Source organism: Streptomyces sp. NBC_00299, from assembly GCF_036173045.1.
GTDB classification, from domain to species: Bacteria; Actinomycetota; Actinomycetes; order Streptomycetales; family Streptomycetaceae; genus Streptomyces; species Streptomyces machairae.
Genome location: NZ_CP108039.1, coordinates 6,843,516 through 6,865,871, shown reverse-complemented (window position 1 = coordinate 6,865,871; position 22,356 = coordinate 6,843,516). Strand labels below are relative to the sequence as shown.

Below are 22,356 nucleotides of genomic sequence, written 5' to 3'. Positions count from 1 at the left end.
AGCGCCCGCCTACCCCAGTGCGGCGACCTTGTCGCGATACCCCCTCACCGGCGCCGCGTCCCGATACGGCTCCAGCCTCCGCTCGAAATCCTTGACGTACTCGACCGCCCGCACCGACCGCATCTCCGCGGCAGCGCCCGCGGCCTCCGCGCCCAGCGCGCAGGCCTGGTCGAGTTCGCCGAGGCCGAGGCGGGCGGAAGCGAGGACCACGCGGGAGAACAGGCGGCTGCGGGCATAGGCGGGGGCGCGCAGTTGCAGGGACCGCTCGGCATGCTGGGCCGCCGCGCGGAACTGCTGCAGGTCCCGGTGGCAGTGGCCGAACTCGTCGGCGAGCTGCGCCTCGTCGAAGAAGCGCGCCCAGTGCGGGACGTCGTCGACGGGGCGGGCCGCTTCGAGGGCGCGCTCGGCCCGCACCAGGGAGGCGGTGCAGGCGCGCACCTCGCCCAGTACGCCGTGCCCGCGCGCCTCGCACGCGTGCAGCAGGGCCTGCACGACCGGCGGCGCGCTGGTCCCCACACCCTGCTGGGCCACGCGCGCGAGCTGGACCGCCTCACGGCCGTGCCCGAGGTAGACGGCCTGGCGGCTCATGGTGACCAGGACGTAGGAGCCGAAGGCCCGGTCGCCGGCCGCCTGCGCGAGCCGCAGCGACTGCACGAAGTAGCGCTGGGCGAGCCCGTGCGCCGCGATGTCGTACGACGTCCAGCCCGCGAGCCTCGTGAGGTCGGCGGCGGCCGCGAACAGGCGGCGGCCGGTCTGCTCGCCGTAGGTGCCGCGCAGCATCGGCTCGCACTCGTGCTCCAGGTAGCGCACCAGGGCCTGCCGGGCGTGGCCGCCGCCGTACATGTCGTCGAGGGAGCGGAACAGCTCGCCGACCGAGCGCAGCGCTGCGATGTCGCCGCCGGTGACCTTCTGGCCGGGGCCGCGCTCGGCCTGCCCGCGCTGGCGGGGTACGGCCGACGGGCGGGCCTGCACCGGGATGCGGGCGATCCCCTCGCCGCGGGCGACCTTCTCGTCGGCGCGGCCGATCAGCCAGTCCCGGCTGGGCACGACGAGGCCGGCCGGGGTGAACGCGATCTTGCGCAGCTCGGCGTGGCTGCCCGAGTCCTTGCGCCACAGGCCGCTGACGATGTCGACGGCCTCCTCCGGTGTCGCGGCGAACTCCAGCCCCGCGTACACGGGCGCGCAGGCGTCGAGGCCGAGGTCCTGCGCGGAGAGCCGGCGGCCGAGGCGGCGCGTGAAGACCTCGGCGATGAGCGCGGGCGTCGTACCGCGTGGCTGCTGCCCGCGCAGCCAGCGGGTGACCGAGGTCTTGTCGTATCTGAGATCAAGCCCGTGTTCGAGGCCGAGCTGGTCCACCCGGCGGGCGAGACCCGCGTTGGAGAATCCCGCTTCTGCGATGAGCGCGGCGAGCTGGCGGTTGGGAGTGCGCTGCGCGGGTCGTTCCGTCATCTGCGGTGCGGTCTCCTGCCTTTCGGGCCTTGCGGGGCCGTACGGCCGCGGGTGCCCGGATTGCCGGTGAGCAGCCCTTTTGGCCTGCTCGAACGGCGCGAATGTAGCGGAGAGTAAGCAGCCGATCGCACATTACGCCGCCCATTCATCCGATCGTGTGAGGATTGCCCTACCGGGCTGACGCGGACCGCGAGACGTCACCCGAACGAGCCGGTCGTACAGTGGCGTAGGCACGCTTTGTGCCTTACGACCTTCTAAGCACCAGGGAGGCGCTTGCCGTGAGTGAGTTGCGGTTCGTGCGCATGGGGTTCGGGGCGGACGCCGTCGAGTACCAGCAGGCGTGGGACGAGCAGCGCCGGGTGCACGCGGCGCGGTTCGAGGACGAGATCCCCGACACGGTTCTGCTGCTCGAGCACCCTCCGGTGTACACGGCGGGCCGGCGCACGGCGGACAACGAGCGACCCCTGGACGGCACGCCGGTCATCGACGTGGACCGCGGCGGCAAGATCACCTGGCACGGCCCGGGGCAGCTCGTCGGCTACCCGATCCAGAAGCTGCCGCGCCCCGTGGACGTCGTGGCCCATGTACGCCGGCTGGAGGAGGCCTTGATCCGCACCTGTGCGGAGTTCGGTCTGGAGACCACCCGCGTCGAGGGCCGCAGCGGGGTGTGGGTCCTGGGCGACCCGGTCGAGCAGCGTCCGTCGTTTGGCGGACTCGCGCTGGACTTCGACCCCCGCCTGACGGACGAGGAGTTCGACCCGCGTCTGAACGGCCCCGAGTACGCCCCCTCCAACGCCGGCCAGCGGCGCGAGGACCGCAAGATCGCGGCGATCGGGATCCGGGTCGCGAAGGGCGTGACCATGCACGGCTTCGCCCTGAACGTGAACCCGGACAACAAGTGGTTCGACCGGATCATCCCGTGCGGGATCCGCGACGCGGGCGTCGCCTCGCTGGCCGCCGAGCTCGGCCGGGACGTCACGATCGACGAGGTGCTGCCGGTCGTCGAGCGGCACCTGACGGACGTACTGGAGAACGCCGATCTGAAGCCGCGGGAGATCGAGAGGGAACCGGCGGCATAAACAGGCCCGTGGAGGGGCTGACACCCACGCAGGCATTCAAATCCACGGGCGTACCCTTGAGGGCGCCGAAGAATCAATCGCTAGGGAGCCGGTCGTGTCCGCAGTCTCACCCGACGGACGCAAGATGCTGCGCCTGGAGGTCCGCAACGCCCAGACCCCCATCGAGCGCAAGCCCGAGTGGATCAAGACGCGGGCGAAAATGGGCCCCGAGTACACGAAGATGCAGAACCTCGTGAAGAGCGAGGGCCTGCACACGGTCTGCCAGGAAGCCGGCTGCCCCAACATCTACGAGTGCTGGGAGGACCGCGAGGCGACCTTCCTCATCGGTGGCGACCAGTGCACCCGGCGCTGCGACTTCTGCCAGATCGACACCGGCAAGCCCGAGGCGCTCGACCGCGACGAGCCGCGCCGCGTCGGCGAGTCCGTGGTCACCATGGACCTGAACTACGCCACCATCACCGGCGTCGCCCGCGACGACCTCCCGGACGGCGGCGCCTGGCTGTACGCGGAGACCGTGCGCCAGATCCACCAGCAGACCGCGGAGCGCGAGGCCGGCCGCACCAAGGTCGAGCTGCTCGCCCCCGACTTCAACGCCGTCCCGGAGCTGCTCCAGGAGGTCTTCGCCTCCCGCCCCGAGGTCTTCGCGCACAACGTCGAGACGGTGCCCCGGATCTTCAAGCGCATCCGCCCCGGCTTCCGCTACGAGCGTTCCCTGAAGGTCATCACCGAGGCCCGCGACTACGGCCTGGTCACCAAGTCCAACCTCATCCTCGGCATGGGCGAGACCCGTGAGGAGATCAGCGAGGCGCTCCAGCAGCTGCACGACGCGGGCTGCGAGCTGGTGACCATCACGCAGTACCTGCGCCCGTCCGTGCGCCACCACCCCGTGGAGCGCTGGGTCAAGCCGCACGAGTTCGTGGAGCTGAAGGACGAGGCCGAGCAGATCGGCTTCTCCGGTGTGATGTCCGGCCCGCTGGTGCGGTCCTCGTACCGTGCCGGGCGGCTCTACCAGATGGCCGTGGAGAAGCGGGGTTCGTACGTCGCCTCGCAGGCGGTCTGATGGCACGGAGTGCCACCCGGTTCATGTGAACCTGCGCACAAGCAACTGCCCTCAGGCAGCGGCCGATTGACGCGGTCCTGGACGTCCCCGCAGATAGGGGCACCATCAGGGCCGCGTCAAGCGTTTCCGACCGCGTATCAAGGTTTCATTGGTGTTTGACCGGTCGGTCACGCCCTGGTAACACCAATCAGTGACCCTGGTTGTACACCCCGTGCACCACTCACGAAGCCGCCATTCCCGAGGGGGGACCTCCACCATGCAGGCCGCGCCCGTTCGCGCCACCGCCATCCCGTCGTTCACCACTGCACTGCGTGCCGTCGAGTCGCTGCTGATGAGCAGCGGCCAGCGCACCGCTCGTCGCAACGCCTGGACGTCCGTGCTGGAGGACCGCCGTCGCGCCAAGGACCGAGTCGAGGCGCAGCGCGTCCTGGACCAGGTCACCACCGTCCGTCCCTGACTCCGGCGCGCTCCCGCTGCACTCCGGCGTGGCACTGCCGTCGTCGGCGCTTCCGGGGGCACGTAGACTTCGTGGCATGGCGAGGAAGGACACGGCAGCGGACGCTGCGAATCCCGGGCGACTCAAGCAGATCGCTCTGACCTACAAGATGACTCGCAAGGCCGACAAGAAGATCGGTCTTGTACTCGCGGCTGTCGGAATCGTCACCTTCGGTGTCTTCCTCGCGATCGGTTTCTTGATCGGTCACCCCATCTATCTCGGCATCCTGGGCCTGCTGCTCGCCTTCCTCGCGTCGGCGATCGTGTTCGGGCGCCGGGCCGAGCGGGCGGCCTTCGGGCAGATGGAGGGCCAGCCGGGCGCCGCAGCGGCCGTGCTGGACAACATCGGCCGAGGCTGGAACACGACCCCCGCGGTGGCGATGAACCGCAGCCAGGACGTGGTCCACCGGGCCGTCGGCAAGGCCGGCATCGTGCTGGTCGCCGAGGGCAACCCGAACCGGGTGAAGACCCTGCTGGCAGCCGAGAAGAAGAAGATGAACCGCATCGTCGCGGACGTGCCGGTGCACGACCTGATCGTGGGCACGGGTGAGGGCCAGGTCGAGCTGAAGAAGCTGCGGACCACCATGCTGAAGCTGCCGCGCGTGCTGACCGGCCCCCAGGTAACCGCCACCAATGACCGGCTCAAGGCCATGGGCGACCTGATGAGCAACATGCCGCTGCCCAAGGGTCCGATGCCCAAGGGCATGAAGCTGCCGAAGGGCGGGCCGAGGGCTCGCTGACCTCCCTCGTACGACGATGGGGGCGCCCGGAGTGATCCGGGCGCCCCCATCGTCGTATGCGAAGCGCGCGGTACGAGGAGTACGTTCGACTTATGCGAGGCGTACGGAGGTCAGATCCGTACCTCGACCGTGTGGGCCAGCCGGTCGTGCAGGCCGCGGCCGTCGCGGTCCCAGATCAGGGCCGGGATGGCGACGCACAGCAGAGCCGTGCGCAGCAGGGCACGCAGCGGGTTCACGGTGCCGGTCTCCAGGACGACCACACGCAGGCCGAAGAGGCGCTTGCCCGGGGTGAAGCCGACGGTGCCGACGGTCAGGACGCTCATCAGGAAGAACAGCAGCAGCGCCCAGTTGCTCGTCGCCTGACCGTAGCCGTCCGTAATGAGACCGTATGCGATCAAGACACAGATGCCCCAGTCGACGGCCAGGGCCCCGATCCGGCGTCCCGGGCGGGCGATGGAGCCCGGTCCCTCCTCGGGGAGACCGAGCTGCTGACCCCGGTATCCGAAGTCGACACCGGCTTCCTCGGCCGCCGCGCGGGGGCCCGAGAGCCAGGATCCGATTGCTTGCCTCTTGTCCACGCGACCACGGTACTGTGCCCGTTTTGCGATGTGGACAGGTGGGGGGAGGTCGGGGATGTCCGGTTAACGTGTGCGAAACAAATGGGTCACGCCAGAGAAATCACCCGTCCCTAGGGTCGAGGCCAGCGTGTGCCACCGCACTGGCCGCACGACCGAACTACCACCCCGGACCGACGGGTCGGGAGTAGGAGGAGCTGGATGTTCCAGAACGCCGACGAGGCCAAGAAGTTCATCGCGGACGAGGACGTCAAGTTCATCGACGTCCGGTTCTGCGACCTGCCGGGCGTGATGCAGCACTTCACGATCCCTGCCACGGCCTTCGACCCGGCCGAGGAGCTCGCGTTCGACGGCTCCTCGATCCGCGGCTTCCAGGCCATCCACGAGTCCGACATGGCGCTTCGCGCCGACCTGTCCACCGCGCGCGTCGACCCCTTCCGCCGCGACAAGACGGTCAACATCAACTTCTTCATCCACGACCCGATCACAGGCGAGCAGTACTCCCGTGACCCGCGGAACGTGGCGAAGAAGGCGGAGGCCTACCTCGCCTCCACCGGTATCGCCGACACCGCGTACTTCGGCCCCGAGGCCGAGTTCTACGTCTTCGACAGCGTGCGCTTCAAGACCGCCGAGAACGAGGCGTACTACCACATCGACTCCGAGGCGGGTGCCTGGAACACGGGCGCGCTGGAGGACAACCGCGGTTACAAGGTCCGCTACAAGGGTGGTTACTTCCCGGCCCCGCCGGTCGACCACTTCGCCGACCTGCGCGCGGAGATCTCCCTGGAGCTCGCCGCCTCCGGCCTCCAGGTCGAGCGCCAGCACCACGAGGTGGGCACCGCCGGCCAGGCCGAGATCAACTACAAGTTCAACACCCTGCTCGCCGCGGCCGACGACCTGCAGCTCTTCAAGTACATCGTGAAGAACGTCGCCTGGCGCAACGGCAAGACGGCGACCTTCATGCCGAAGCCGATCTTCGGTGACAACGGCTCGGGCATGCACGTGCACCAGTCGCTGTGGACGGGCGGCCAGCCGCTCTTCTACGACGAGGCCGGCTACGCGGGTCTGTCGGACACCGCCCGCTACTACATCGGCGGCATCCTCAAGCACGCCCCGTCGCTGCTCGCCTTCACCAACCCGACGGTGAACTCGTACCACCGTCTGGTGCCGGGCTTCGAGGCGCCGATCAACCTGGTGTACTCGCAGCGCAACCGCTCCGCCGCGATGCGTATCCCGATCACGGGCTCCAACCCGAAGGCCAAGCGCGTCGAGTTCCGCGCGCCCGACTCCTCCGGCAACCCGTACCTGGCCTTCTCGGCCCTGCTGCTCGCGGGCCTGGACGGCATCAAGAACAAGATCGAGCCTGCCGAGCCGATCGACAAGGACCTCTACGAGCTGGCTCCCGAGGAGCACGCGGGCGTGGCCCAGGTCCCGACCTCCCTCCCGGCCGTCCTCGACCGCCTCGAGTCCGACCACGAGTTCCTCCTCCAGGGCGACGTCTTCACGCCGGACCTGATCGAGACGTGGATCGACTACAAGCGCGCGAACGAGATCGCCCCGCTGCAGCTGCGTCCGCACCCGCACGAGTTCGAGATGTACTTCGACGTGTGATCGACGCCTGATTTCAGGCATCGTGGCATAGCGCCCGCGCCCCCGCTGTTCTACTGACAGCGGGGGCGCGGGCGTATGTTCTATTCTGCCTCTGCCGATGGACGACACGGGGGTGGACGGGATGCCGGAGCAGCACGAACACGACGATCAAGAACGCGAGTTCGACCTGAAGTGGGCGGACAACGCCGAGCACAAGGAGCCCTCGGCGCGGGCCCGTATGCTCGCCGCGCGCTGGAAGGAGAACCCGCCCGGGCCGGTGCCGTTCCGGGGTGAGCCCGATCATGTGGCGCGGCGGCAGCGCAGGTCGGGCTGGGTGTCCACGGCCATCGTGCTTGGCTGCGTCGCCGGGGTGATCGTGCTGCTGGGCTACATCAACTTCCGCGCGGGCTACTAGGAGCTGTCCTGGCGATCATGAGCGGAGCCAGATGACGAGTGCTGCGGCTGTGACGATGCCAAGGTAGACGTAGGCGCGTTTGTCGTATGTGGTCGCGACCGCGCGGAACTGTTTCAGCTTGTTGATCGCCCGCTCGACAGTGTTGCGCTTGGCGTACCGCTCCTTGTCGAAGCCGGGTGGCCGGCCACCGGTGCTCCCGCGCCGCAGACGGCCGGCCGCTTGGTCGGCTTTCTCCGGGATGACGTGCCGGATCCCGCGTCCACGCAGGTAGGCGCGGGTGCGACGGTTGCTGTAGCCCTTGTCGGCGCTGACGCTGTCGGGTGTCGTGCGAGGCCGGGCGGGGCACCCGGATCCGTTCCATGACAGCCTCGGACCGGGTGCAGTCGGCCCGCTGACCGGGCGTCAGGACGAGCGAGAGCTCTTCGCCCTTGAACAGCAGCACCGGCGCCGCGCAGTGTCCCCCAGTGCAGCGGCAGCCGCCCGCAGGTGCGCCTTTCGCCCTTGAACAGCAGGCCCGCAGCCTGCCCGCAGCCGCGCCGTCACAAGTGCGCGTCGCGCATCGCGTCGAGCATGAGCTCGGTCGACTCGGCGAGCCAGGCGTCCAGGGCTTCGCGGTCGCGGGGCGCGGTCGGGGCGCCCTTCGGGTCCGTCCTCGCCGGGGGCTCAGCGCCCGGGCCCGCCGCGACGATGGCGGCCTGGCGGCGGCCGTCACCGAGGTGCTGCGCCAGTTCGCGCAGCGTCCAGTCCGGGCAGGTCGGGACCTGGACGTCAAGGTCGGGGGCGGACGCGATCGCAGCGCGGAACGCGGCCGAGCGGTCTTCGATCAGCCGCAGGATCTCGGGGAACTCCCATATGTTTTGCACGGCGGTTGTGTATCACGGCGCTCCGGCCGCCAATTAGCGAATTTGTCGTACGAACGCGTCGACGGCCGGGCGGAGCACCGACGCCGAAGCCGTCCTGAAAATCCGTCCGCAGCCGCTTGTTGGTGTAGCCGTATGGCCTGCATCGTGGCGAGGGTGACCAGTTCGGCATCGCTCAGGCGGGGCGTAATGCCGACCGGCGGGCGCCACGGCGCCAGGTCGGGATACTCCTTCAGCATGTCGTCGGTCGCCGCAAAGAGTGCTGCCGCGAGGGTGTCCACGCCGTTCGTCACAAAACGATCTTGGATACCCTCGTTCACGTCTCCGCGGGCACCCCTTGGACCACACCACCAGGAGGAACCAGTGTCATACCCGCAACTGCTCACCCCCGAGGAGAAGCTCGCCGACGCGAAGAAGCTGTTGAGCCTCCCGCGTATCGTCGTGATCTGCGGCTCCACCCGCTTCATGACCGAGATGAACGAGGCCGATCTGCGGGAGACCAAAGCCGGAAAGATTGTCGTCAAACCGGGCTGTGACATGAAGTCGCCACACGAACTTTGGTCCGAGCCTGTCGCGGCCGAGGCGCTGAAGGTTCGACTCGACGATCTGCACCGGGCGAAAATCCGGCTCGCTGATGAGGTGCTCGTGGTCGGCCACTACGTCGGAGACAGCACCCGAGCCGAAATCGCCTACGCCCGGTCGCTGGGCAAGCCCGTGCGGTTCACACACCCCGAAGTCGACCCTGACGCCTGACCGCTCGCTGCCACCTCGACAACCAGGGCCGGCAGCCCGCCGCCTGACCGTCTCGCGGTGGCTTCGGCCGCCGCCGACCCCACACCCTCCGCAGGCATCTCTTGGAATTGATCATCCAGCCGTGACCTGGCGATCAGGTGAGCCGTTGATAGGGCAAACGCGCCAACGTCCACCTCGGCACCGTCACCGCCGCAGTACTCGTCATCCGGCTCCGCTCATGATCGCCAGGACAGCCCGCAGGCCGTCCGCCTGCGGTCCCGCGCTCCCGGCCTTTGCCGGTCCTGGGGCCGATCACGACCCGTTCATGGGAGTCACCGGGTGCACACTGGGCAGTGGGACGAGTGCCTGAGTGCGCGGGGTGATGCGAAATGCAGAGCCGGTTCCGGAGTGATCGGCGGTTGACCGCCCGTATGGGGATCACTCTGTTTCTGCTCGGTTTGTTGTACGTGGCGTTCGTCGTCGCGTTGATCCTTCTGCTGAAGTCCTGGGTGCTCGTCGTGGTCGTGGCGGCGGCGCTGTTGGGGGCGCAGTACTGGTTCTCCGACCGGGTCGCGCTGTTCGCGATGCGGGGGCGGGTCGTGGAGCGGGAGGAGTATCCCGAGCTGCACGGGGTCGTCGACCGGCTGTGCGCCATCGCCGACATGCCCAAGCCCGTGGTCGCCGTGTCGGAGATGGACATGCCGAACGCGTTCGCCACGGGGCGCAATCCCGATCATGCCGTGGTCTGTGTGACCACGGGGCTGCTGCGGCGGCTGGAGCCGGACGAGCTGGAGGGTGTCCTCGCGCACGAGCTGTCGCACGTGGCGCACAAGGACGTCGCCGTGATCACGGTCGCCTCGTTCCTCGGCGTGATCGCGGGCCTGATCGTACGGTTCGCCTTCTACTCGCAGCTGTTCAGCGACGGGCGCCGGGATCAGAACACCGCCGTGATCTTCGCCGCCGTGATGGGCGTGTCGGCGGCCGTGTACGCGCTCAGCTTCCTGCTGATCCGGGCCCTGTCCCGGTACCGGGAGCTGGCCGCCGACCGGGCCGCGGCGCTGCTCACGGGGCGGCCTTCGGCACTGGCGTCCGCACTGACCAAGGTCTCCGGCGACATCGCCCGCATCCCCACCAAGGACCTGCGGACGGCGCAGGCCTTCAACGCCTTCTACTTCACGCCGGCCCTGGGCCGCGAGCCCGGCATCGCGCGCATCTTCTCGACTCACCCGAGCCTGGAACAGCGGCTCGACCAGCTGGGGCGGATCTCCGCCGAACTGGGCGAGGCCGCTGCTCCCGGAGGGGTGTGAGCATGGGGCTGCTCGACATTCTGCTGGGCCGTACGAAACCGGTCGCGCCCGATCTCGACCAGCTCTTCGGGCTGCCGTCGGCGGCCATCACGCTGGAGGCGGCGGCCGGGTTCTGGCCGACCGGCAGCGGGGCGGTGTGCTTCGCCACGGTCGAGGGCGCCGTCTTCGAGCAGACACACCGCGAGGTGCAGGCGCTGCTCGACGCGGACGCCGAGCGCGAGGGCCGGCCGGTGCAGCTGACTCGGGACGGCTACGGCTACTCGTGGCTGGTCTCCCGGCGCACGCCCGAGCAACTGCCGGAACTGGTCAACGACCTGCACGCGGTGAACAGCGCGATGGAGGTCAACGGCTTCGGCCCGCAGCTGCTGTGCTCGCTGGCGGGATTCGAGTACGCAGAGGGTGAGGGGCCGGAAGCGGGCGACGGGGCGGAAAGCGGCGAGCCGGGGCGGCGGATGGCGCTCGTCTACCTCTACAAGCGCGGCACCTTCTATCCCTTCGCACCCCTGCCCGGTGCGACGGAACGCCGCGACAACGCGCTGGAGCTGCGGGTGCGGGCGGCCCTCGCGAACGACCTGCGGATCGAGCAGGACCTGAACCGCTGGTTCCCGCTGTGGGGTGCCCCCGGCCTGTGACCGGGGGCACCTCGCACTGCGGGCGCGACCCCCGCGGCCTACCACCGCGGGTGGTCTCACTTGCTCTTCTCGCGCTCCTGACGGCGCGTCTCGAGCGGGCGCTCGCGGCGGTAGCGGCGCTCCCACTTCGCCTGCATGTCACGGCGGTCGCGGTAGGCGCGGTAGTCCGCGGGCATGGAGCCTCCGGACGGGGCCCCTCCCCCGCCACCGCCCGCACCACCGCTCGGCGCGGACGCGCTGCGGCCGTACTGCAGGTAGAGGAAGAGCACCGCGACGGCGGCCAGCCAGTAGAGGTGGTTGTCGAATCCTAAGATCACCAGGACGACGGTCCCGGAGATGACGATGGTGCCCATCACGGGCCTCCGTGAGCGTGGGTTGGATCTGGATCTGATGGATCTCGAGCGGTGACCGATGGATGCCCGACGGGGCGCTGGGGGAGGGCGACCGTCCGTCGGTGCGTAGAGAGTAGCCCCGAGTCCGCAGGGTGACGCCCGCCCTGCGAAAAGCGGCGTGAACTGCTCCGTTACGCATGTCCAGGGTAGGGAGGCGGTCACTCGGCGTGCATCTCCTTTTCCCGGGGCCCGAGTTCGGCCGGTGGCCGCTGTGAGTGAATGGGGCACATGACCGAGCTCTCCTCCTTCGCACACACCCACGACGGCGAACTGCTCAGCTGCGTGTACGGCGGTGCCGCCGCCGGCCCGGAAACGGCCACCGCCGTCCTGCTGCACGGCGCGGGCATCGGCAGCAAGGAACGGCTGCTCCCGCTGCTCGCCGAGTTCGTGTCCCGCGGCTGCCACGGGCTCGCCCTCGACTTCTCGGGGCACGGCGAAAGCAACGGTGAACTACGGGAGTTGAGCCTGCGGAGGCGTTTCGAGCAGGCGGTCTCCGTGATCGACGCGTGCGTGCCGGCGGGCGGTCCGCTGGTCCTCGTCGGGTTCAGCATGAGCGGACAGACGGTGACGGATCTCGTCGCGCACTACGGGGAGCGCGTGGCGGCGATCGGGCTGTGCGCGCCCGCTGTGTACGCCGAGGAGGCCTGGGATGTGCCGTTCGGCGAGGGCAACGGGCGGTTCAGCGAGATCATCCGCAGGCCGGACGGCTGGCGCGGGGCGCCCGCACTCGACGTGCTGCGGGCGTACGAGGGCCGGGCGGTGCTCGCGGTGCCGGGGACGGACGCGATCATCCCGCCGGAGGTGACGGAGGCGGTTCAGGACGCCCTGGCCGCACACGCCCAGTTCACACGGTTCGAGGTGCCGGGCTCGGAACACATGCTGGGCCTGTGGTTCCAGGAACATGCCGAGGACCGGCGGGAGTTCGTCACCGCGGTGCTGGCCGGGCTGGGCGACCGGGGGGTGACGGCCCACCCGGTCGTAGCTGGCAAAGCAGGTGCCGCAGGGGCGCACGGCTTGGGTGCTCAGACCCCGGGTGCCGCCCTGACCACCCCGGCGCCGACGGCCGCGCCCAGGGCCGTGTGGTCGCTGACCGTCTGGTTCGCGTAGGCCAGTCCGAAGTCGGTGACCGCGCGGTCGAAGGTGTCGGCGACGCCGAGGTAGCCGGCGATGGCGATGCGGTCGCCGGAGCGGGCGTGGGCGCGGGCGAGGGTCGTGCCGCACAGGCGGGCGTAGGCGAGAAGGTCGTCCGGGCTCATGCCGGCGACGTCCGTGGAGCCCTTCATGTCGCGTAGCTGACGCCAGTAGAAGGCACGGCCCTGCGGCCCGGACATCCAGCCGAGGAAGATGTCGCCGGTCGCCTGCATCAGACGCTGGCCCGCGACGACTCGATGGCCGGGGTGGACGAAGGGCCCGCTCGGCAGATGTTCCTCCAGTACGGACGGCCGCGCCTCCTTGATCTGCAGGAACAGCGGGTCGTCGGTGTCCCGTCCGGCGAGCAGCACGATGAAGCAGCGCAGTCCGACGCTGCCGACGCCGACGACCTTGCGGGCGGCGTCGACGAAGCGGTAGCGGTCGAGGAGCAGGCGGCGCTCCTCGGAGAGGGTCGAGCGGTAGTCGCTGAAGATCTTGCGCAGCGCGGCCATGTCGGAGGTGCCCGCGCGTTCGAGGAGCGGCGGGTCGTGGATGATGCGCCGGCGTCCGTCGACGATCTCGGTCAGCCTGTCGAAGCCCCGCATGCTGGTGCGGCGGCGGGCGCGGCCGAGGCTGGCCTCGATGCGGTGGCGGTCGCGGGTGGAGCGGACCAGGGGCATGAGCTGCTGGGCGTCGATGCGGGTGTGCCAGACGGCGAGCTCGCCGAGCTGGGCCAGCCGCCGGATGGTGGTGCGGTACGCGGTCACGGCCTCCAGGGCCGCGCGGCGGGCCTTGGCGTCCGGGTGGCCGATCTCGCGGGCGGCCACGGCGACCGAGGCGGCGAGCCGTTTCACGTCCCACTCGAACGGGCCGCAGAACGTCTCGTCGAAGTCGTTCAGATCGAACAGCAGGGAGCGTTCCGGGGAGGCGTACAGGCCGAAGTTGAGCAGGTGGGCGTCGCCGCACAGCTGCACGGTGAGGCCGGTGTGCGGGGCGGCGGCGAGGTCGGCGGCCATCACGGCGGCGGCGCCGCGCAGGAAGGCGAACGGGGACGCCGTCATCCGGCCGTACCTGATCGGCAGCAGCTCCGGCAGCCGGTCGCGGCCCTGGCGTTCCAGTACGGCGACGGGGTCGGGCCGGTCGACGGAGGGGACCCAGGCGGCGTGGGCGGAGCGGGACACTTGCTTGCGGGCGGCCTTGCCGCGGCGGGCGCGCTCGGCGGGCGTCATGGGGGTCGTCACCAGGACACGATTCTGTCCACGGCCGTCCCGTGCACCGGCCGCCGTGTGCCAGGCCTGCCCATCGAACCTCCCGCTGCCGCCGCCCGGTCCGTCCCCCGGTCCGTCCCCCGCTTCATCGCCCTCCTGATGGCAGTGAAGGCGGGGCCGGGGGTGTGCGCATGCCGGGTACGGCAATCGGGTGACGGGGCGGGCCCGCGACCGTGACCGGTGCGAGGGCCGTTGTCAGTGGGGTCCGGGAAGATGCGGTCACTGGCTGTGTGACGGCATGACGGGTGGAGGCCGGGATGGGTGACGGGCTGCGGTACATCGGGGTGGCGGAGCGGCGGGCCCGGCTGGGGGTGCGGCATCGGCTGGCCGGGGCGGCTCGGGCCGGGCGGCCGGAGGACGTCGCCGAGTCCCTGGTCGCGCTGCACGGCACCGATCCGGCGACCGTCTACCTGGCCGTGGGGGCGCGGCTGGCGGAGCCCGGGAAGACCGTCGCGGAGACCGAGCGGGCGCTGTACGAGGAGCGGGCGCTGGTCCGGATGCACGGCATGCGGCACACCGTGTTCGTGTTCCCCACCGGGCTGACGGCCGTCGTGCATGCCTCGACCGGCCTCGCGGTGGCCGCCCGGGAGCGGGCCACGCTGGTCAAGCAGATGGCCGCGGCGGGCGCGCCGGACGCCGCCTGGCTTGCGGAGGTCGAGGAGTCGGCGCTGGCCGCGCTGGCCCGGCGCGGCCAGGCGACGGCGGCCGAACTCGCCCAGGACGAGCCCCGGTTGCGCGAGCAGTTCCTGTACGGGGCCGGGAAGAGCTACGAGGGCATGCACACCGTCTCGACACGGCTGCTGCGGGTGCTGGGCGTCGAGGGGAAGGTCGTGCGGGGGCGGCCGCTGGGCTCCTGGACGTCCTCGCAGTTCCGGTGGGCTGTGGCGCCCGAGCATCCCGAGCTGGACGTGGCCGGGGCACAGGCGGAGCTGGTCCGGCGCTGGCTCGCGGCGTGCGGGCCCGCGACGGAGGCCGACCTGAAGTGGTGGACGGGGTGGCGGGTCACCGAGGTGCGCCGGGCGCTCGCGGCGATCGCGGCCCGGTCCGTGGCCCTGGACGAGGGGAGCGGGTACGTCCTCGACGGCGACGACGGTCCGGTGGCCGGGCCCACGGAGCCGTGGGCGGCGCTGCTGCCGGCGCTCGACCCCACGGCGATGGGGTGGCAGCGGCGGGAGTGGTATCTGGCGCCGGAGCTGTGGCCGTCCCTGTTCGACCGGAGCGGCAACGTGGGGCCGACGGTGTGGTGGAACGGGCGGGTGGTGGGCGGATGGGCCCAGCGCCGGGACGGGGAGATCGTCTGGCGGTTGCTGGAGGATCTGGCGGGCGCGGAGCGGCGGGCGGTGGAGGCCGCGGTCGCCGTTGAGGCGGCGGGGTTGCGGGGGTGGGCGGGGGCGGCTCGGGTGACGCCTCGCTTTCGGACGCCGCTGGAGCGGGAGTTGTCTGCGTAAGGGACTGTCCCCGGATCGTTCCGGGTTGTGCCTGGTTATGCCTGGTTGTTCCGGTTTTCCGGGTGCCCTCGACGTCGAGGGCACCCGGCTGCGCCGTTTACCTCGAGTACCTCATGAGCGCGCGCACCATGTGGCACGTCGTGTCCGACGGCGGGTGGACCCCGATCGTCTCCGCGGTGCTTCGGATCGTGTCGTTGCGGGCCTGGTTCGGCATGAGGACGCCCGAGTCGAGCAGGGCGATCGCCAGGCGCAGGGCCTTGAGGCGGCGGTTGTGGGTGACGTACCACTCGCGCGGACGGCCCGGCGGCAGCGGCCGCTTCTCCAGGGGCGCGTACGGCAGGTCGAGCAGCACGGGGTGCTTTGCGGTGGACTGGGTGGGCTTCGCCTTCAGTGCGGCAGCGGGCACAGGCATCCTCCTGTCGCGGTGGAGCGCCGGCCGGATTCCCGGCGACGCTCTCGAACACTGCTTACAGTTTACTGCCCGGCACTGACAATCAGGGGTGCCGTACGTCCATGAAATGCCCTGGTCAGCAACTAAACTGTCGCTGTGTCACACCGGGTTCGGAAGGTGTTCGTGAGGCGCCGAAAAATTCGAACACGGGTGGCTCGGGATACGGTGGTCGGCATGGAGATCTGGATCAATCCGGCCTGTTCCAAGTGCCGTAGCGCCATCACGTTGCTCGACGCCGAAGGGGCCGACTACACCGTCCGCCGTTACTTGGAGGACGTGCCCAGCGAGGACGAGATCCGGGAGGTGCTCACCCGGCTGGGACTGGAGCCGTGGGACATCACGCGGACGCAGGAAGCTGCCGCCAAGGAGCTCGGCGTGAAGGAGTGGGCGCGGGACGCCGGTTCGCGGGAGCGGTGGGTGAAGGCGCTGGCCGAGCACCCGAAGCTGATCCAGCGGCCGATCATCACCGCGCAGGACGGTACGGCCGTTGTCGCGCGCACCGATGACGCCGTGCGGGACGCCCTGTCCCGCGAGAGCTGACGGGCGAACCGAGGGTTCTCGGATGAGGTGTGACGCAGGTTACTTCGGCCAACTCCCGTGACCACTGAGTAACTTCGTTCGGCATCTCGTACATAGCGACGTACGCTCCCCTAGCTCTTCAGGAGGCGCGCATGTCGCGTAGGAGAACTCTCGGTACGAAGAAGAAGCTCGCGCTGCTGGTGAGTGCGGCGACGGTGGCGGGAGGCGGTGCCTTCGTCATGGCGAGCACCTCGAACGCCTCGCAGACGCCGACCGTCAAGTCCGCAGCGGAGTCGACGGTCTGTCAGGGGCTCGCCACCGCGCTCGGCAACAACGAGCGGTTCATCGAGGGGCAACGGGCCAATCCGGACGCGCAGTCCGAGGCGCGGATCGCCAACCGTGAGGCGGTCATCGCGCAGATCAAGGTCCAGCAGGAGGCGTCCGGGTGCGGGGTTGGGGAGTCGGCTCAGGACTCCCAGGCTTCGCAGCCGGCGCCGAGCGCTCCCGCGGGGGATGCCGGTGACGCGGGCGCCGGGGATGCAGGCGCCGGGGATGCAGGCGCCGGGAACGCGGGGGCCGGGGATGCCGGCAATGCGGGGGACAACGGCGGTGCCGCGGCCTCGGGGCAGCAGGTCTGCAACGGGTCGACCGTCACGCTCTCCGGCGAGGGCGGGGCGCCGGCCGCGTCCAGCAACCAGTTCCCGGCCGGTACGAAGCTGAAGGTCACCAACCTGGACAACAACAAGTCCACGACGGTGGAGGTCACCTCGGTCTCCGGCAGCTGTGCGCTGCTCAACAACGCGGCCTTCGAGCAGGTACGTGAGCCCGGCAAGTTCCTGATTCGCCGGGCCCTGATCGAGAAGGTGGGGTGAGGCTCCGGTAGGCACGTCGTACGTGTCAAGGGTCCTGCCGCTCGCGGCCACGAGCGGCAGGACCCGCGTGCGTGTGCCTGCGGGGTCGTCGTTCACTCCCATCGCATACGAGTGGCTGCTGCCGGTCCCGGTGGCGGTGCTCGCAGGCCGTATCGGCTCGGTACGGGCGCTCACAGCGTGAAACCGGCCACACCAACACCAGGTAACACGGGGTTCACATTCGAGCAATGGTCGGGAAATCGCCTGTTGACAAGCTCCTGGAGCGCGGCGCCCCAGTGCCGCAGCGCCGCAGCGCCCGCAACAGACCCACCCCGAAGGATGTGGCCCGTGACCTTCAAGGCTGAGTACATCTGGATCGACGGCACCGAGCCGACGGCCAAGCTCCGTTCGAAGACGAAGATTCTGGCCGACGACGCCAAGGGTGCCGAGCTGCCGATCTGGGGCTTCGACGGGTCCTCCACGAACCAGGCCGAGGGCCACGCCTCGGACTGCGTGCTCAAGCCGGTCTTCTCCTGCCCGGACCCGATCCGCGGCGGGGACGACATCCTGGTCCTGTGCGAGGTCCTGAACATCGACATGACGCCGCACGCCAGCAACACGCGTGCCGCACTCGTCGAGGTCGCGGAGAAGTTCGCCGCCCAGGAGCCGATCTTCGGTATCGAGCAGGAGTACACGTTCTTCCAGGACGGCTACCCGCTCGGCTTCCCCAAGGGTGGCTTCCCGGCGCCGCAGGGCGGCTACTACTGCGGTGTCGGCGCCGACGAGATCTTCGGCCGTGACGTCGTCGAGGCACACCTGGAGAACTGCCTCGCCGCGGGCCTGGGCATCTCCGGCATCAACGCCGAGGTCATGCCCGGCCAGTGGGAGTTCCAGGTCGGCCCGCTGGCCCCGCTCGTCGTGTCGGACCAGCTGTGGGTGGCCCGCTGGCTGCTCTACCGCACCGCCGAGGACTTCGGTGTCGCCGCGACGCTGGACCCGAAGCCGGTGAAGGGCGACTGGAACGGTGCCGGTGCGCACACCAACTTCTCCACCAAGGCGATGCGCGAGGGCTACGACGCGATCATCACCGCGTGCGAGTCGCTCGGTGAGGGCTCCAAGCCCCTCGACCACGTCAAGAACTACGGCGCCGGCATCGACGACCGCCTGACCGGTCTGCACGAGACCGCCCCGTGGAACGAGTACTCCTACGGTGTCTCCAACCGTGGCGCCTCGGTCCGTATCCCGTGGCAGGTCGAGAAGGACGGCAAGGGGTACATCGAGGACCGGCGTCCCAACGCCAACGTCGACCCGTACGTCGTGACCCGTCTGCTCGTCGACACCTGCTGCTCCGCGCTGGAGAAGGCCGGCCAGGTCTGATCGTGCCCAGCAGTTCCCGAAGGGGCGCCCACCGGGACGGTGGGCGCCCCTTCGCGTCTGATGAGACGAGGGTCCCGCCGGGGGCAAGTGTCTGCTTCAATGGGGCCATGGCCAGCTTCCAGAAGTACTCCGCGACAGGTCGCCATGACCTCGAGCCCTTCTGGCCTTCCCGTCAGCACCACGACTTCGACCGGGTGTGTTGCCGCGCGGTGAACGCGCGGGCCCTGTAAAGCCGTAACCTTCCGGCCTTCGGCCAGCGCGAAACGACGTACGTCTTCCCAACGGACCTCTCGCGCGAAAGAGCTGACCTCTCATGGCGACCACTCGTTCTCTCTCCACCGCCGCCACGCTCACCTCCCCGAACGGTTCCCGGCATCATCTGCGTGCCGTGGACCGGGACGAGGTGATCGACGTCGCGGACCTGCTGCCGCCGGGCGCCACCTGGCTGCCCGCTCCCCCGCACTCCCTGCCCACGCTTCCGGGGCAGCCGCCGATGATCGGCTACCTGGTGCTCGTCCCGGCCGACCAGCAGCCGCCGGTCGCGCCGGTCCCCGACACCGGCGGGGACCCGCTCGTCAGCGTCGACGCCGTACGGCGTACCGCCGCGGTCGACGGGCGTGAACTCGACCTCACCTACCTGGAGTTCGAGCTGCTCGCCCATCTGGTGGCCAACCCCCACCGCGTGCACACCCGCGACCAACTGGTCACCACGGTGTGGGGATACGGGCACGTGGGCGACGGCCGTACCGTCGACGTCCACATCGCCCGGCTGCGCCGCAAGCTGGGCGCCGAGCACCGCGACACCATCCGCACGGTGCGGCGGGTGGGGTACAAGTACACCCCGCCGGTCGGGCGCTGAGCCGTCGCGGCCGCCTCCCCTGATCTTCTGCTGACGGCAGAGTCCTGTTCCGTCCCGCGCCCGTACCGTGCAGAGTCGGCCGTATGAGGCTTCTGATGCTGGGTGGTACGGAGTTCGCGGGGCGGGCCGTCGTGGAGGCGGCGCTGGGGCGCGGCTGGGACGTGACCGTCTTCCACCGGGGGCGGCACGAGCCGCCGGCCGGGGTGCGGTCGCTGCACGGTGACCGCACCGCGCCCGACGGGCTCGCCGCGCTCACCGAGGCGGAGGGCGACTGGGACGTCGTCGTCGACACCTGGTCGGCCGCGCCGCGTGCCGTGCGGGACACGGCGCGGGTGCTGCGGGGCCGCGCCGGGCGGTATGTGTACGTGTCGAGCTGCTCGGTCTACAAGTGGGCGCCGCCGGCGGGCTACGGCGAGGACGCGCCGCTGGTCGAGGGTGCCGAGGCCGGTGCCGAGCACACCGACTACCCACGGGACAAGCGGGGCGGGGAGCTGGCCGTCGTCGAGGAGTTCGGGGCGGACCGTTCGGTGCTCGTGCGGGCCGGGCTGCTCCTCGGCCCGTACGAGAACGTCGGCAGGCTGCCGTGGTGGCTGACCCGGATCGCCCGTGGCGGGCCCGTACTGGCGCCGGGGCCGCGGGAACTGCCGCTGCAGTATGCCGACGTCCGTGATCTCGCGGACTGGATCCTGGGGGCGGCGGAGCAGGAGCTGAGCGGGCCGTACAACCTGATGAGCCCGCAGGGGCACGCCACCATGGGCACGTTCCTCGACGCGTGTGTGGCTGCCGTCGGCGCTGCGGCGGAGCTGCGGTGGACCGAGCCCGAGGTGATCCTCGACGCGGGCATCGAGCCGTGGACGCAGTTGCCGGTGTGGGTGCCGCCGGGCACGGACATGCACGACGCACTGCACTCCGCCGACGTGACCCGGGCGGTCGCGACGGGACTGCGGTGCCGGCCGGTCGAGGAGACCGTCACCGACACCTGGGCCTGGCTCCAGGACATCGGCGGCACGGCACCCCGGCGCACGGACCGGACGGCGAAGGGGCTCGACCCGGAGGTGGAGGCCAAGGTCCTCGCGGGCGGGGGTGTATCTGGCACCACCCCCTGACCGGGGCCCCGGCCCAGTGACCCGCGCCGCCGGTTCCGTGAGACTTACGGCATGACCTACGACACGAAGAGCGGTACCGGCGGCGACCAGCGGACACGGGCGCGAGGCATGGGACTCGCGGCCGTGCGGGGGCTGGCGCTGGCCCTGGTCTCGCTGCCGGTCGCCGTTCTGTGCTTCGTCCTGTCCCTCGTGTCCATCGCGCTCATCCCCATCGGCGTCGGCATCGTCACGACACCTTGGGTGCTGACGGGGGTACGGGCGTTCGCCGACTGGCGGCGGGTCCTCGCGGCCGAGTGGGGCGGGGTGCGGATTCCGCCGGCGTACCGGCCGTTGCCGAAGGACGCCAACCCGTGGGCCCGCACCTTCGGGATGCTGGGCGACCCGGCGACCTGGCGGGACCTGAGGTGGCTGCCGGTCGACATGACGGCGGGGTTCGTCACCGCGCTGCTGCCGGCCGTGCTGCTCTTCTATCCGCTGGAGGGGTTCGCGATCGCGGCGGGGCTGTGGCGGGTCCTGCCCGACGGGTACTGGTACGGCTTCGTGCAGGTCGAGGGGCAGGCGTCCGCGCTCGGCGCCGCCGCCCTCGGCCTCGGTCTGCTCTTCGTCGCGCACTTCTACACGCCGCGCCTGCTCCAGGTCCACTTCCAGCTGACCCGCGCCGTCCTCGGCGCCGGCCAGGGTGAACTTGCCGAGCGGGTACGGGTGCTGACGGAGACCCGCCAGGACGCCGTCGACACCTCCGCCGCCGAACTGCGCCGTATCGAACGGGATCTGCACGACGGGGCACAGGCGCGACTGGTGGCGATGGGTATGGATCTCGGGACCATCGAGATGCTGGTCGACAAGGACCCGGAGAAGGCCAAGCAACTCGTCGCGCAGGCCCGCCGGTCCTCCGCCGACGCCCTCGACGAGCTGCGCGACCTCGTGCGCGGCATCCACCCGCCCGTGCTCGCCGAGCGCGGACTGGGCGACGCCGTACGGGCGTTGGCGCTGCGGCTGCCGGTCGCCGCCGAGGTGAACGTGGAGCTGCCCGGGCGGGCCGAGGCGCCCGTGGAGTCGGCGGCGTACTTCGCGGTCAGCGAGGTGCTCACCAACGCCGTCAAGCACGCGGACGCCGACCGGATCTGGATCGACCTGCACCACAGGGAGGGCAGGCTGCGCGTCACCGTCACCGACAACGGCAGGGGCGGCGCGGTGATCGGGACCGGTTCGGGGCTCGCCGGAATCGAGCGGCGACTGGGTACATTCGACGGCGTCCTGGCCGTCAGCAGCCCCGCGGGCGGTCCCACCATGGTCACCATGGAGATCCCTTGCGCGTTGTCCTAGCCGAAGACCTGTTCCTGCTGCGCGACGGCCTGGTCCGGCTCCTTGAGGCCTACGACTTCGAGATCGCGGCGGCCGTGGAGACGGGCCCCGAGCTGGCGCGGGCGCTGGCCGAACTGGAGCCGGACGTCGCCGTCGTCGACGTACGCCTGCCGCCGACGCACACCGACGAGGGGCTGCAGTGCGCGCTGGAGGCCCGCCGGAAGAAGCCCGGTCTGCCGGTGCTGGTTCTCTCGCAGCACGTGGAGCAGCTGTACGCGCGCGAGTTGCTCGCCGACGGCAGCGGCGGGGTGGGGTATCTGCTGAAGGACCGGGTCTTCGACGCGGACCAGTTCGTGGACGCCGTACGGCGGGTCGCGGCGGGCGGCACGGCGATGGACCCGCAGGTGATCCAGCAGCTGCTGTCCCGGCGCGCGGCGGACGACCAGCCGCTGGCGCGGCTCACGCCCCGTGAGACGGAGGTGCTGGAGCTGATGGCTCAGGGCCGCACGAACGCGGCGATCGCCGAGCGGCTGGTCGTCACGGAGCGGGCGATCGCCAAGCACACCGCCAATATCTTCGCCAAACTGGGCCTGGAGGTGTCGGACGACGACAACCGTCGCGTGCTGGCGGTTCTCGCGTATCTCGACCATGGCCGGTGAAAACGGACGCAGCTATTCACCCGCCGTGCGGGATCAACAACTGCCGGTATTTCAGA

General features: G+C 70.4%; 23 protein-coding genes and 3 pseudogenes. 18 read left to right on the top strand and 8 right to left on the bottom strand.

Translation table 11 applies throughout. From position 1 onward, the window contains the following. Window positions 1-9 precede the first annotated feature (9 nt). Window positions 10-1,449, bottom strand: coding sequence for a regulator (locus OHT51_RS30575; protein ID WP_328882130.1), 1,440 nt, complete (start codon window positions 1,447-1,449; stop codon window positions 10-12). Between the two features lie 278 nt (window positions 1,450-1,727). Between OHT51_RS30575 and lipB the strand changes: the two genes are divergently transcribed. The 4 genes from lipB to OHT51_RS30555 all read left to right on the top strand — a co-directional run bounded on the left by lipB (window position 1,728) and on the right by OHT51_RS30555 (window position 4,823). Next, a complete protein-coding gene (gene lipB / locus OHT51_RS30570) occupies window positions 1,728-2,528 on the top strand; it encodes a lipoyl(octanoyl) transferase LipB (protein WP_328882129.1) in 801 nt (266 codons plus the stop codon). Between the two features lie 94 nt (window positions 2,529-2,622). Beyond that, window positions 2,623-3,588 carry a lipoyl synthase gene (gene lipA / locus OHT51_RS30565; protein ID WP_328882128.1) on the top strand — a complete coding sequence of 322 codons (966 nt, stop codon included), beginning with the start codon at window positions 2,623-2,625 and terminating at the stop codon, window positions 3,586-3,588. Between the two features lie 256 nt (window positions 3,589-3,844). Further along, window positions 3,845-4,045 carry an SCO2195 family GlnR-regulated protein gene (locus OHT51_RS30560; protein WP_328882127.1) on the top strand — a complete coding sequence of 67 codons (201 nt, stop codon included), beginning with the start codon at window positions 3,845-3,847 and terminating at the stop codon, window positions 4,043-4,045. Between the two features lie 76 nt (window positions 4,046-4,121). Beyond that, window positions 4,122-4,823, top strand: a complete 702-nt coding sequence (locus tag OHT51_RS30555; RefSeq protein ID WP_328882126.1) for a DUF4191 domain-containing protein — start codon at window positions 4,122-4,124, stop codon at window positions 4,821-4,823. 110 nt (window positions 4,824-4,933) lie between these two features. On the opposite strand, the gene OHT51_RS30550 is transcribed toward OHT51_RS30555, so the two are convergent. Continuing rightward, window positions 4,934-5,401, bottom strand: a complete 468-nt coding sequence (locus OHT51_RS30550; RefSeq protein WP_328882125.1) for an RDD family protein — start codon at window positions 5,399-5,401, stop codon at window positions 4,934-4,936. Window positions 5,402-5,599: 198 nt separating this feature from the next. Here OHT51_RS30550 and glnA point away from each other — a divergent pair, with 198 nt between their 5' ends. Together glnA and OHT51_RS30540 are read left to right on the top strand one after the other, a co-directional pair. After that, a complete protein-coding gene (glnA, locus tag OHT51_RS30545) occupies window positions 5,600-7,009 on the top strand; it encodes a type I glutamate--ammonia ligase (protein WP_328882124.1) in 1,410 nt (469 codons plus the stop codon). 121 nt (window positions 7,010-7,130) lie between these two features. After that, window positions 7,131-7,403, top strand: coding sequence for an SCO2583/SCO2584 N-terminal domain-containing protein (locus OHT51_RS30540; RefSeq protein WP_328884495.1), 273 nt, complete (start codon window positions 7,131-7,133; stop codon window positions 7,401-7,403). A 15-nt stretch (window positions 7,404-7,418) separates the two neighbouring features. Here OHT51_RS30540 and OHT51_RS30535 read toward each other — a convergent pair. The 3 pseudogenes from OHT51_RS30535 to OHT51_RS30525 form a co-directional block, all read right to left on the bottom strand. Further along, window positions 7,419-7,821 (bottom strand): annotated as a pseudogene (locus OHT51_RS30535) (IS5 family transposase); the annotation flags it as partial. A 130-nt stretch (window positions 7,822-7,951) separates the two neighbouring features. Then, window positions 7,952-8,266 (bottom strand): annotated as a pseudogene (locus OHT51_RS30530) (maleylpyruvate isomerase N-terminal domain-containing protein); the annotation flags it as partial. A gap of 131 nt (window positions 8,267-8,397) precedes the next feature. Beyond that, window positions 8,398-8,556: pseudogene (locus OHT51_RS30525) on the bottom strand (IS982 family transposase); the annotation flags it as partial. 70 nt (window positions 8,557-8,626) lie between these two features. On the opposite strand from OHT51_RS30525, the gene OHT51_RS30520 reads away from it, so the two are divergent. From OHT51_RS30520 to pspAB, 3 genes are all read left to right on the top strand, one after another. Further along, on the top strand, window positions 8,627-9,016 hold the full coding sequence (locus OHT51_RS30520; protein WP_328882123.1) for a hypothetical protein: 390 nt from the start codon (window positions 8,627-8,629) through the stop codon (window positions 9,014-9,016). Between the two features lie 368 nt (window positions 9,017-9,384). After that, window positions 9,385-10,302 carry a zinc metalloprotease HtpX gene (gene htpX / locus OHT51_RS30515; RefSeq protein ID WP_328882122.1) on the top strand — a complete coding sequence of 306 codons (918 nt, stop codon included), beginning with the start codon at window positions 9,385-9,387 and terminating at the stop codon, window positions 10,300-10,302. A 2-nt stretch (window positions 10,303-10,304) separates the two neighbouring features. After that, window positions 10,305-10,934, top strand: a complete 630-nt coding sequence (gene pspAB / locus OHT51_RS30510; RefSeq protein ID WP_328882121.1) for a PspA-associated protein PspAB — start codon at window positions 10,305-10,307, stop codon at window positions 10,932-10,934. A 56-nt stretch (window positions 10,935-10,990) separates the two neighbouring features. Here pspAB and OHT51_RS30505 read toward each other — a convergent pair whose 3' ends face one another. Next, window positions 10,991-11,287, bottom strand: a complete 297-nt coding sequence (locus OHT51_RS30505; protein ID WP_328882120.1) for a hypothetical protein — start codon at window positions 11,285-11,287, stop codon at window positions 10,991-10,993. 267 nt (window positions 11,288-11,554) lie between these two features. Between OHT51_RS30505 and OHT51_RS30500 the strand changes: the two genes are divergently transcribed. Continuing rightward, window positions 11,555-12,433, top strand: a complete 879-nt coding sequence (locus OHT51_RS30500) for an alpha/beta hydrolase (protein ID WP_443052605.1) — start codon at window positions 11,555-11,557, stop codon at window positions 12,431-12,433. Here OHT51_RS30500 and OHT51_RS30495 read toward each other — a convergent pair. Further along, window positions 12,349-13,686, bottom strand: coding sequence for a DUF2252 domain-containing protein (locus OHT51_RS30495; RefSeq protein WP_328884494.1), 1,338 nt, complete (start codon window positions 13,684-13,686; stop codon window positions 12,349-12,351). The genes OHT51_RS30500 and OHT51_RS30495 overlap by 85 nt on opposite strands. Before the next feature lie 296 nt (window positions 13,687-13,982). Here OHT51_RS30495 and OHT51_RS30490 point away from each other — a divergent pair, with 296 nt between their 5' ends. Then, window positions 13,983-15,173, top strand: a complete 1,191-nt coding sequence (locus tag OHT51_RS30490) for a winged helix DNA-binding domain-containing protein (RefSeq protein WP_328882119.1) — start codon at window positions 13,983-13,985, stop codon at window positions 15,171-15,173. A gap of 97 nt (window positions 15,174-15,270) precedes the next feature. Here OHT51_RS30490 and OHT51_RS30485 read toward each other — a convergent pair whose 3' ends face one another. Further along, entirely contained in the window at window positions 15,271-15,579 is a 309-nt protein-coding gene (locus OHT51_RS30485) for a hypothetical protein (protein WP_328882118.1), read from the bottom strand. Between the two features lie 219 nt (window positions 15,580-15,798). On the opposite strand from OHT51_RS30485, the gene OHT51_RS30480 reads away from it, so the two are divergent. The 7 genes from OHT51_RS30480 to OHT51_RS30450 all read left to right on the top strand — a co-directional run bounded on the left by OHT51_RS30480 (window position 15,799) and on the right by OHT51_RS30450 (window position 22,300). Further along, window positions 15,799-16,164 (top strand): arsenate reductase family protein, encoded by a 366-nt coding sequence (locus tag OHT51_RS30480; RefSeq protein WP_328882117.1) that lies wholly within the window; start codon window positions 15,799-15,801, stop codon window positions 16,162-16,164. Between the two features lie 131 nt (window positions 16,165-16,295). After that, window positions 16,296-17,015 carry a hypothetical protein gene (locus OHT51_RS30475; RefSeq protein WP_328882116.1) on the top strand — a complete coding sequence of 240 codons (720 nt, stop codon included), beginning with the start codon at window positions 16,296-16,298 and terminating at the stop codon, window positions 17,013-17,015. Window positions 17,016-17,342: 327 nt separating this feature from the next. Continuing rightward, window positions 17,343-18,371 carry a glutamine synthetase gene (gene glnII / locus OHT51_RS30470; protein ID WP_328882115.1) on the top strand — a complete coding sequence of 343 codons (1,029 nt, stop codon included), beginning with the start codon at window positions 17,343-17,345 and terminating at the stop codon, window positions 18,369-18,371. A 313-nt stretch (window positions 18,372-18,684) separates the two neighbouring features. Next, complete coding sequence (locus OHT51_RS30465) at window positions 18,685-19,230, top strand: winged helix-turn-helix domain-containing protein (protein WP_328882114.1); 546 nt, start codon at window positions 18,685-18,687, stop codon at window positions 19,228-19,230. 83 nt (window positions 19,231-19,313) lie between these two features. After that, on the top strand, window positions 19,314-20,336 hold the full coding sequence (locus OHT51_RS30460; RefSeq protein ID WP_328882113.1) for an NAD-dependent epimerase/dehydratase family protein: 1,023 nt from the start codon (window positions 19,314-19,316) through the stop codon (window positions 20,334-20,336). Between the two features lie 51 nt (window positions 20,337-20,387). Beyond that, window positions 20,388-21,662: a sensor histidine kinase gene (locus tag OHT51_RS30455; RefSeq protein WP_328882112.1), complete on the top strand. Its 1,275-nt coding sequence runs from the start codon at window positions 20,388-20,390 to the stop codon at window positions 21,660-21,662. After that, window positions 21,647-22,300, top strand: a complete 654-nt coding sequence (locus OHT51_RS30450; protein WP_328882111.1) for a response regulator transcription factor — start codon at window positions 21,647-21,649, stop codon at window positions 22,298-22,300. The genes OHT51_RS30455 and OHT51_RS30450 overlap by 16 nt, the downstream gene beginning before the upstream one ends. Window positions 22,301-22,356 lie beyond the last annotated feature (56 nt).

What these genes read in the sequence shown, in the direction of transcription:
- OHT51_RS30575 (WP_328882130.1), bottom strand. Translation starts at nt 1,449, where the DNA reads ATGACGGAACGACCCGCGCAGCGCACTCCCAACCGCCAGCTCGCCGCG.
- OHT51_RS30560 (WP_328882127.1), top strand. Translation starts at nt 3,845, where the DNA reads ATGCAGGCCGCGCCCGTTCGCGCCACCGCCATCCCGTCGTTCACCACT.
- OHT51_RS30555 (WP_328882126.1), top strand. Translation starts at nt 4,122, where the DNA reads ATGGCGAGGAAGGACACGGCAGCGGACGCTGCGAATCCCGGGCGACTC.
- glnA (WP_328882124.1), top strand. Translation starts at nt 5,600, where the DNA reads ATGTTCCAGAACGCCGACGAGGCCAAGAAGTTCATCGCGGACGAGGAC.
- OHT51_RS30540 (WP_328884495.1), top strand. Translation starts at nt 7,131, where the DNA reads ATGCCGGAGCAGCACGAACACGACGATCAAGAACGCGAGTTCGACCTG.
- htpX (WP_328882122.1), top strand. Translation starts at nt 9,385, where the DNA reads ATGCAGAGCCGGTTCCGGAGTGATCGGCGGTTGACCGCCCGTATGGGG.
- pspAB (WP_328882121.1), top strand. Translation starts at nt 10,305, where the DNA reads ATGGGGCTGCTCGACATTCTGCTGGGCCGTACGAAACCGGTCGCGCCC.
- OHT51_RS30505 (WP_328882120.1), bottom strand. Translation starts at nt 11,287, where the DNA reads ATGGGCACCATCGTCATCTCCGGGACCGTCGTCCTGGTGATCTTAGGA.
- OHT51_RS30500 (WP_443052605.1), top strand. Translation starts at nt 11,555, where the DNA reads ATGACCGAGCTCTCCTCCTTCGCACACACCCACGACGGCGAACTGCTC.
- OHT51_RS30495 (WP_328884494.1), bottom strand. Translation starts at nt 13,686, where the DNA reads ATGACGCCCGCCGAGCGCGCCCGCCGCGGCAAGGCCGCCCGCAAGCAA.
- OHT51_RS30490 (WP_328882119.1), top strand. Translation starts at nt 13,983, where the DNA reads ATGGGTGACGGGCTGCGGTACATCGGGGTGGCGGAGCGGCGGGCCCGG.
- OHT51_RS30480 (WP_328882117.1), top strand. Translation starts at nt 15,799, where the DNA reads ATGGAGATCTGGATCAATCCGGCCTGTTCCAAGTGCCGTAGCGCCATC.
- OHT51_RS30475 (WP_328882116.1), top strand. Translation starts at nt 16,296, where the DNA reads ATGTCGCGTAGGAGAACTCTCGGTACGAAGAAGAAGCTCGCGCTGCTG.
- OHT51_RS30465 (WP_328882114.1), top strand. Translation starts at nt 18,685, where the DNA reads ATGGCGACCACTCGTTCTCTCTCCACCGCCGCCACGCTCACCTCCCCG.
- OHT51_RS30460 (WP_328882113.1), top strand. Translation starts at nt 19,314, where the DNA reads ATGAGGCTTCTGATGCTGGGTGGTACGGAGTTCGCGGGGCGGGCCGTC.
- OHT51_RS30455 (WP_328882112.1), top strand. Translation starts at nt 20,388, where the DNA reads ATGACCTACGACACGAAGAGCGGTACCGGCGGCGACCAGCGGACACGG.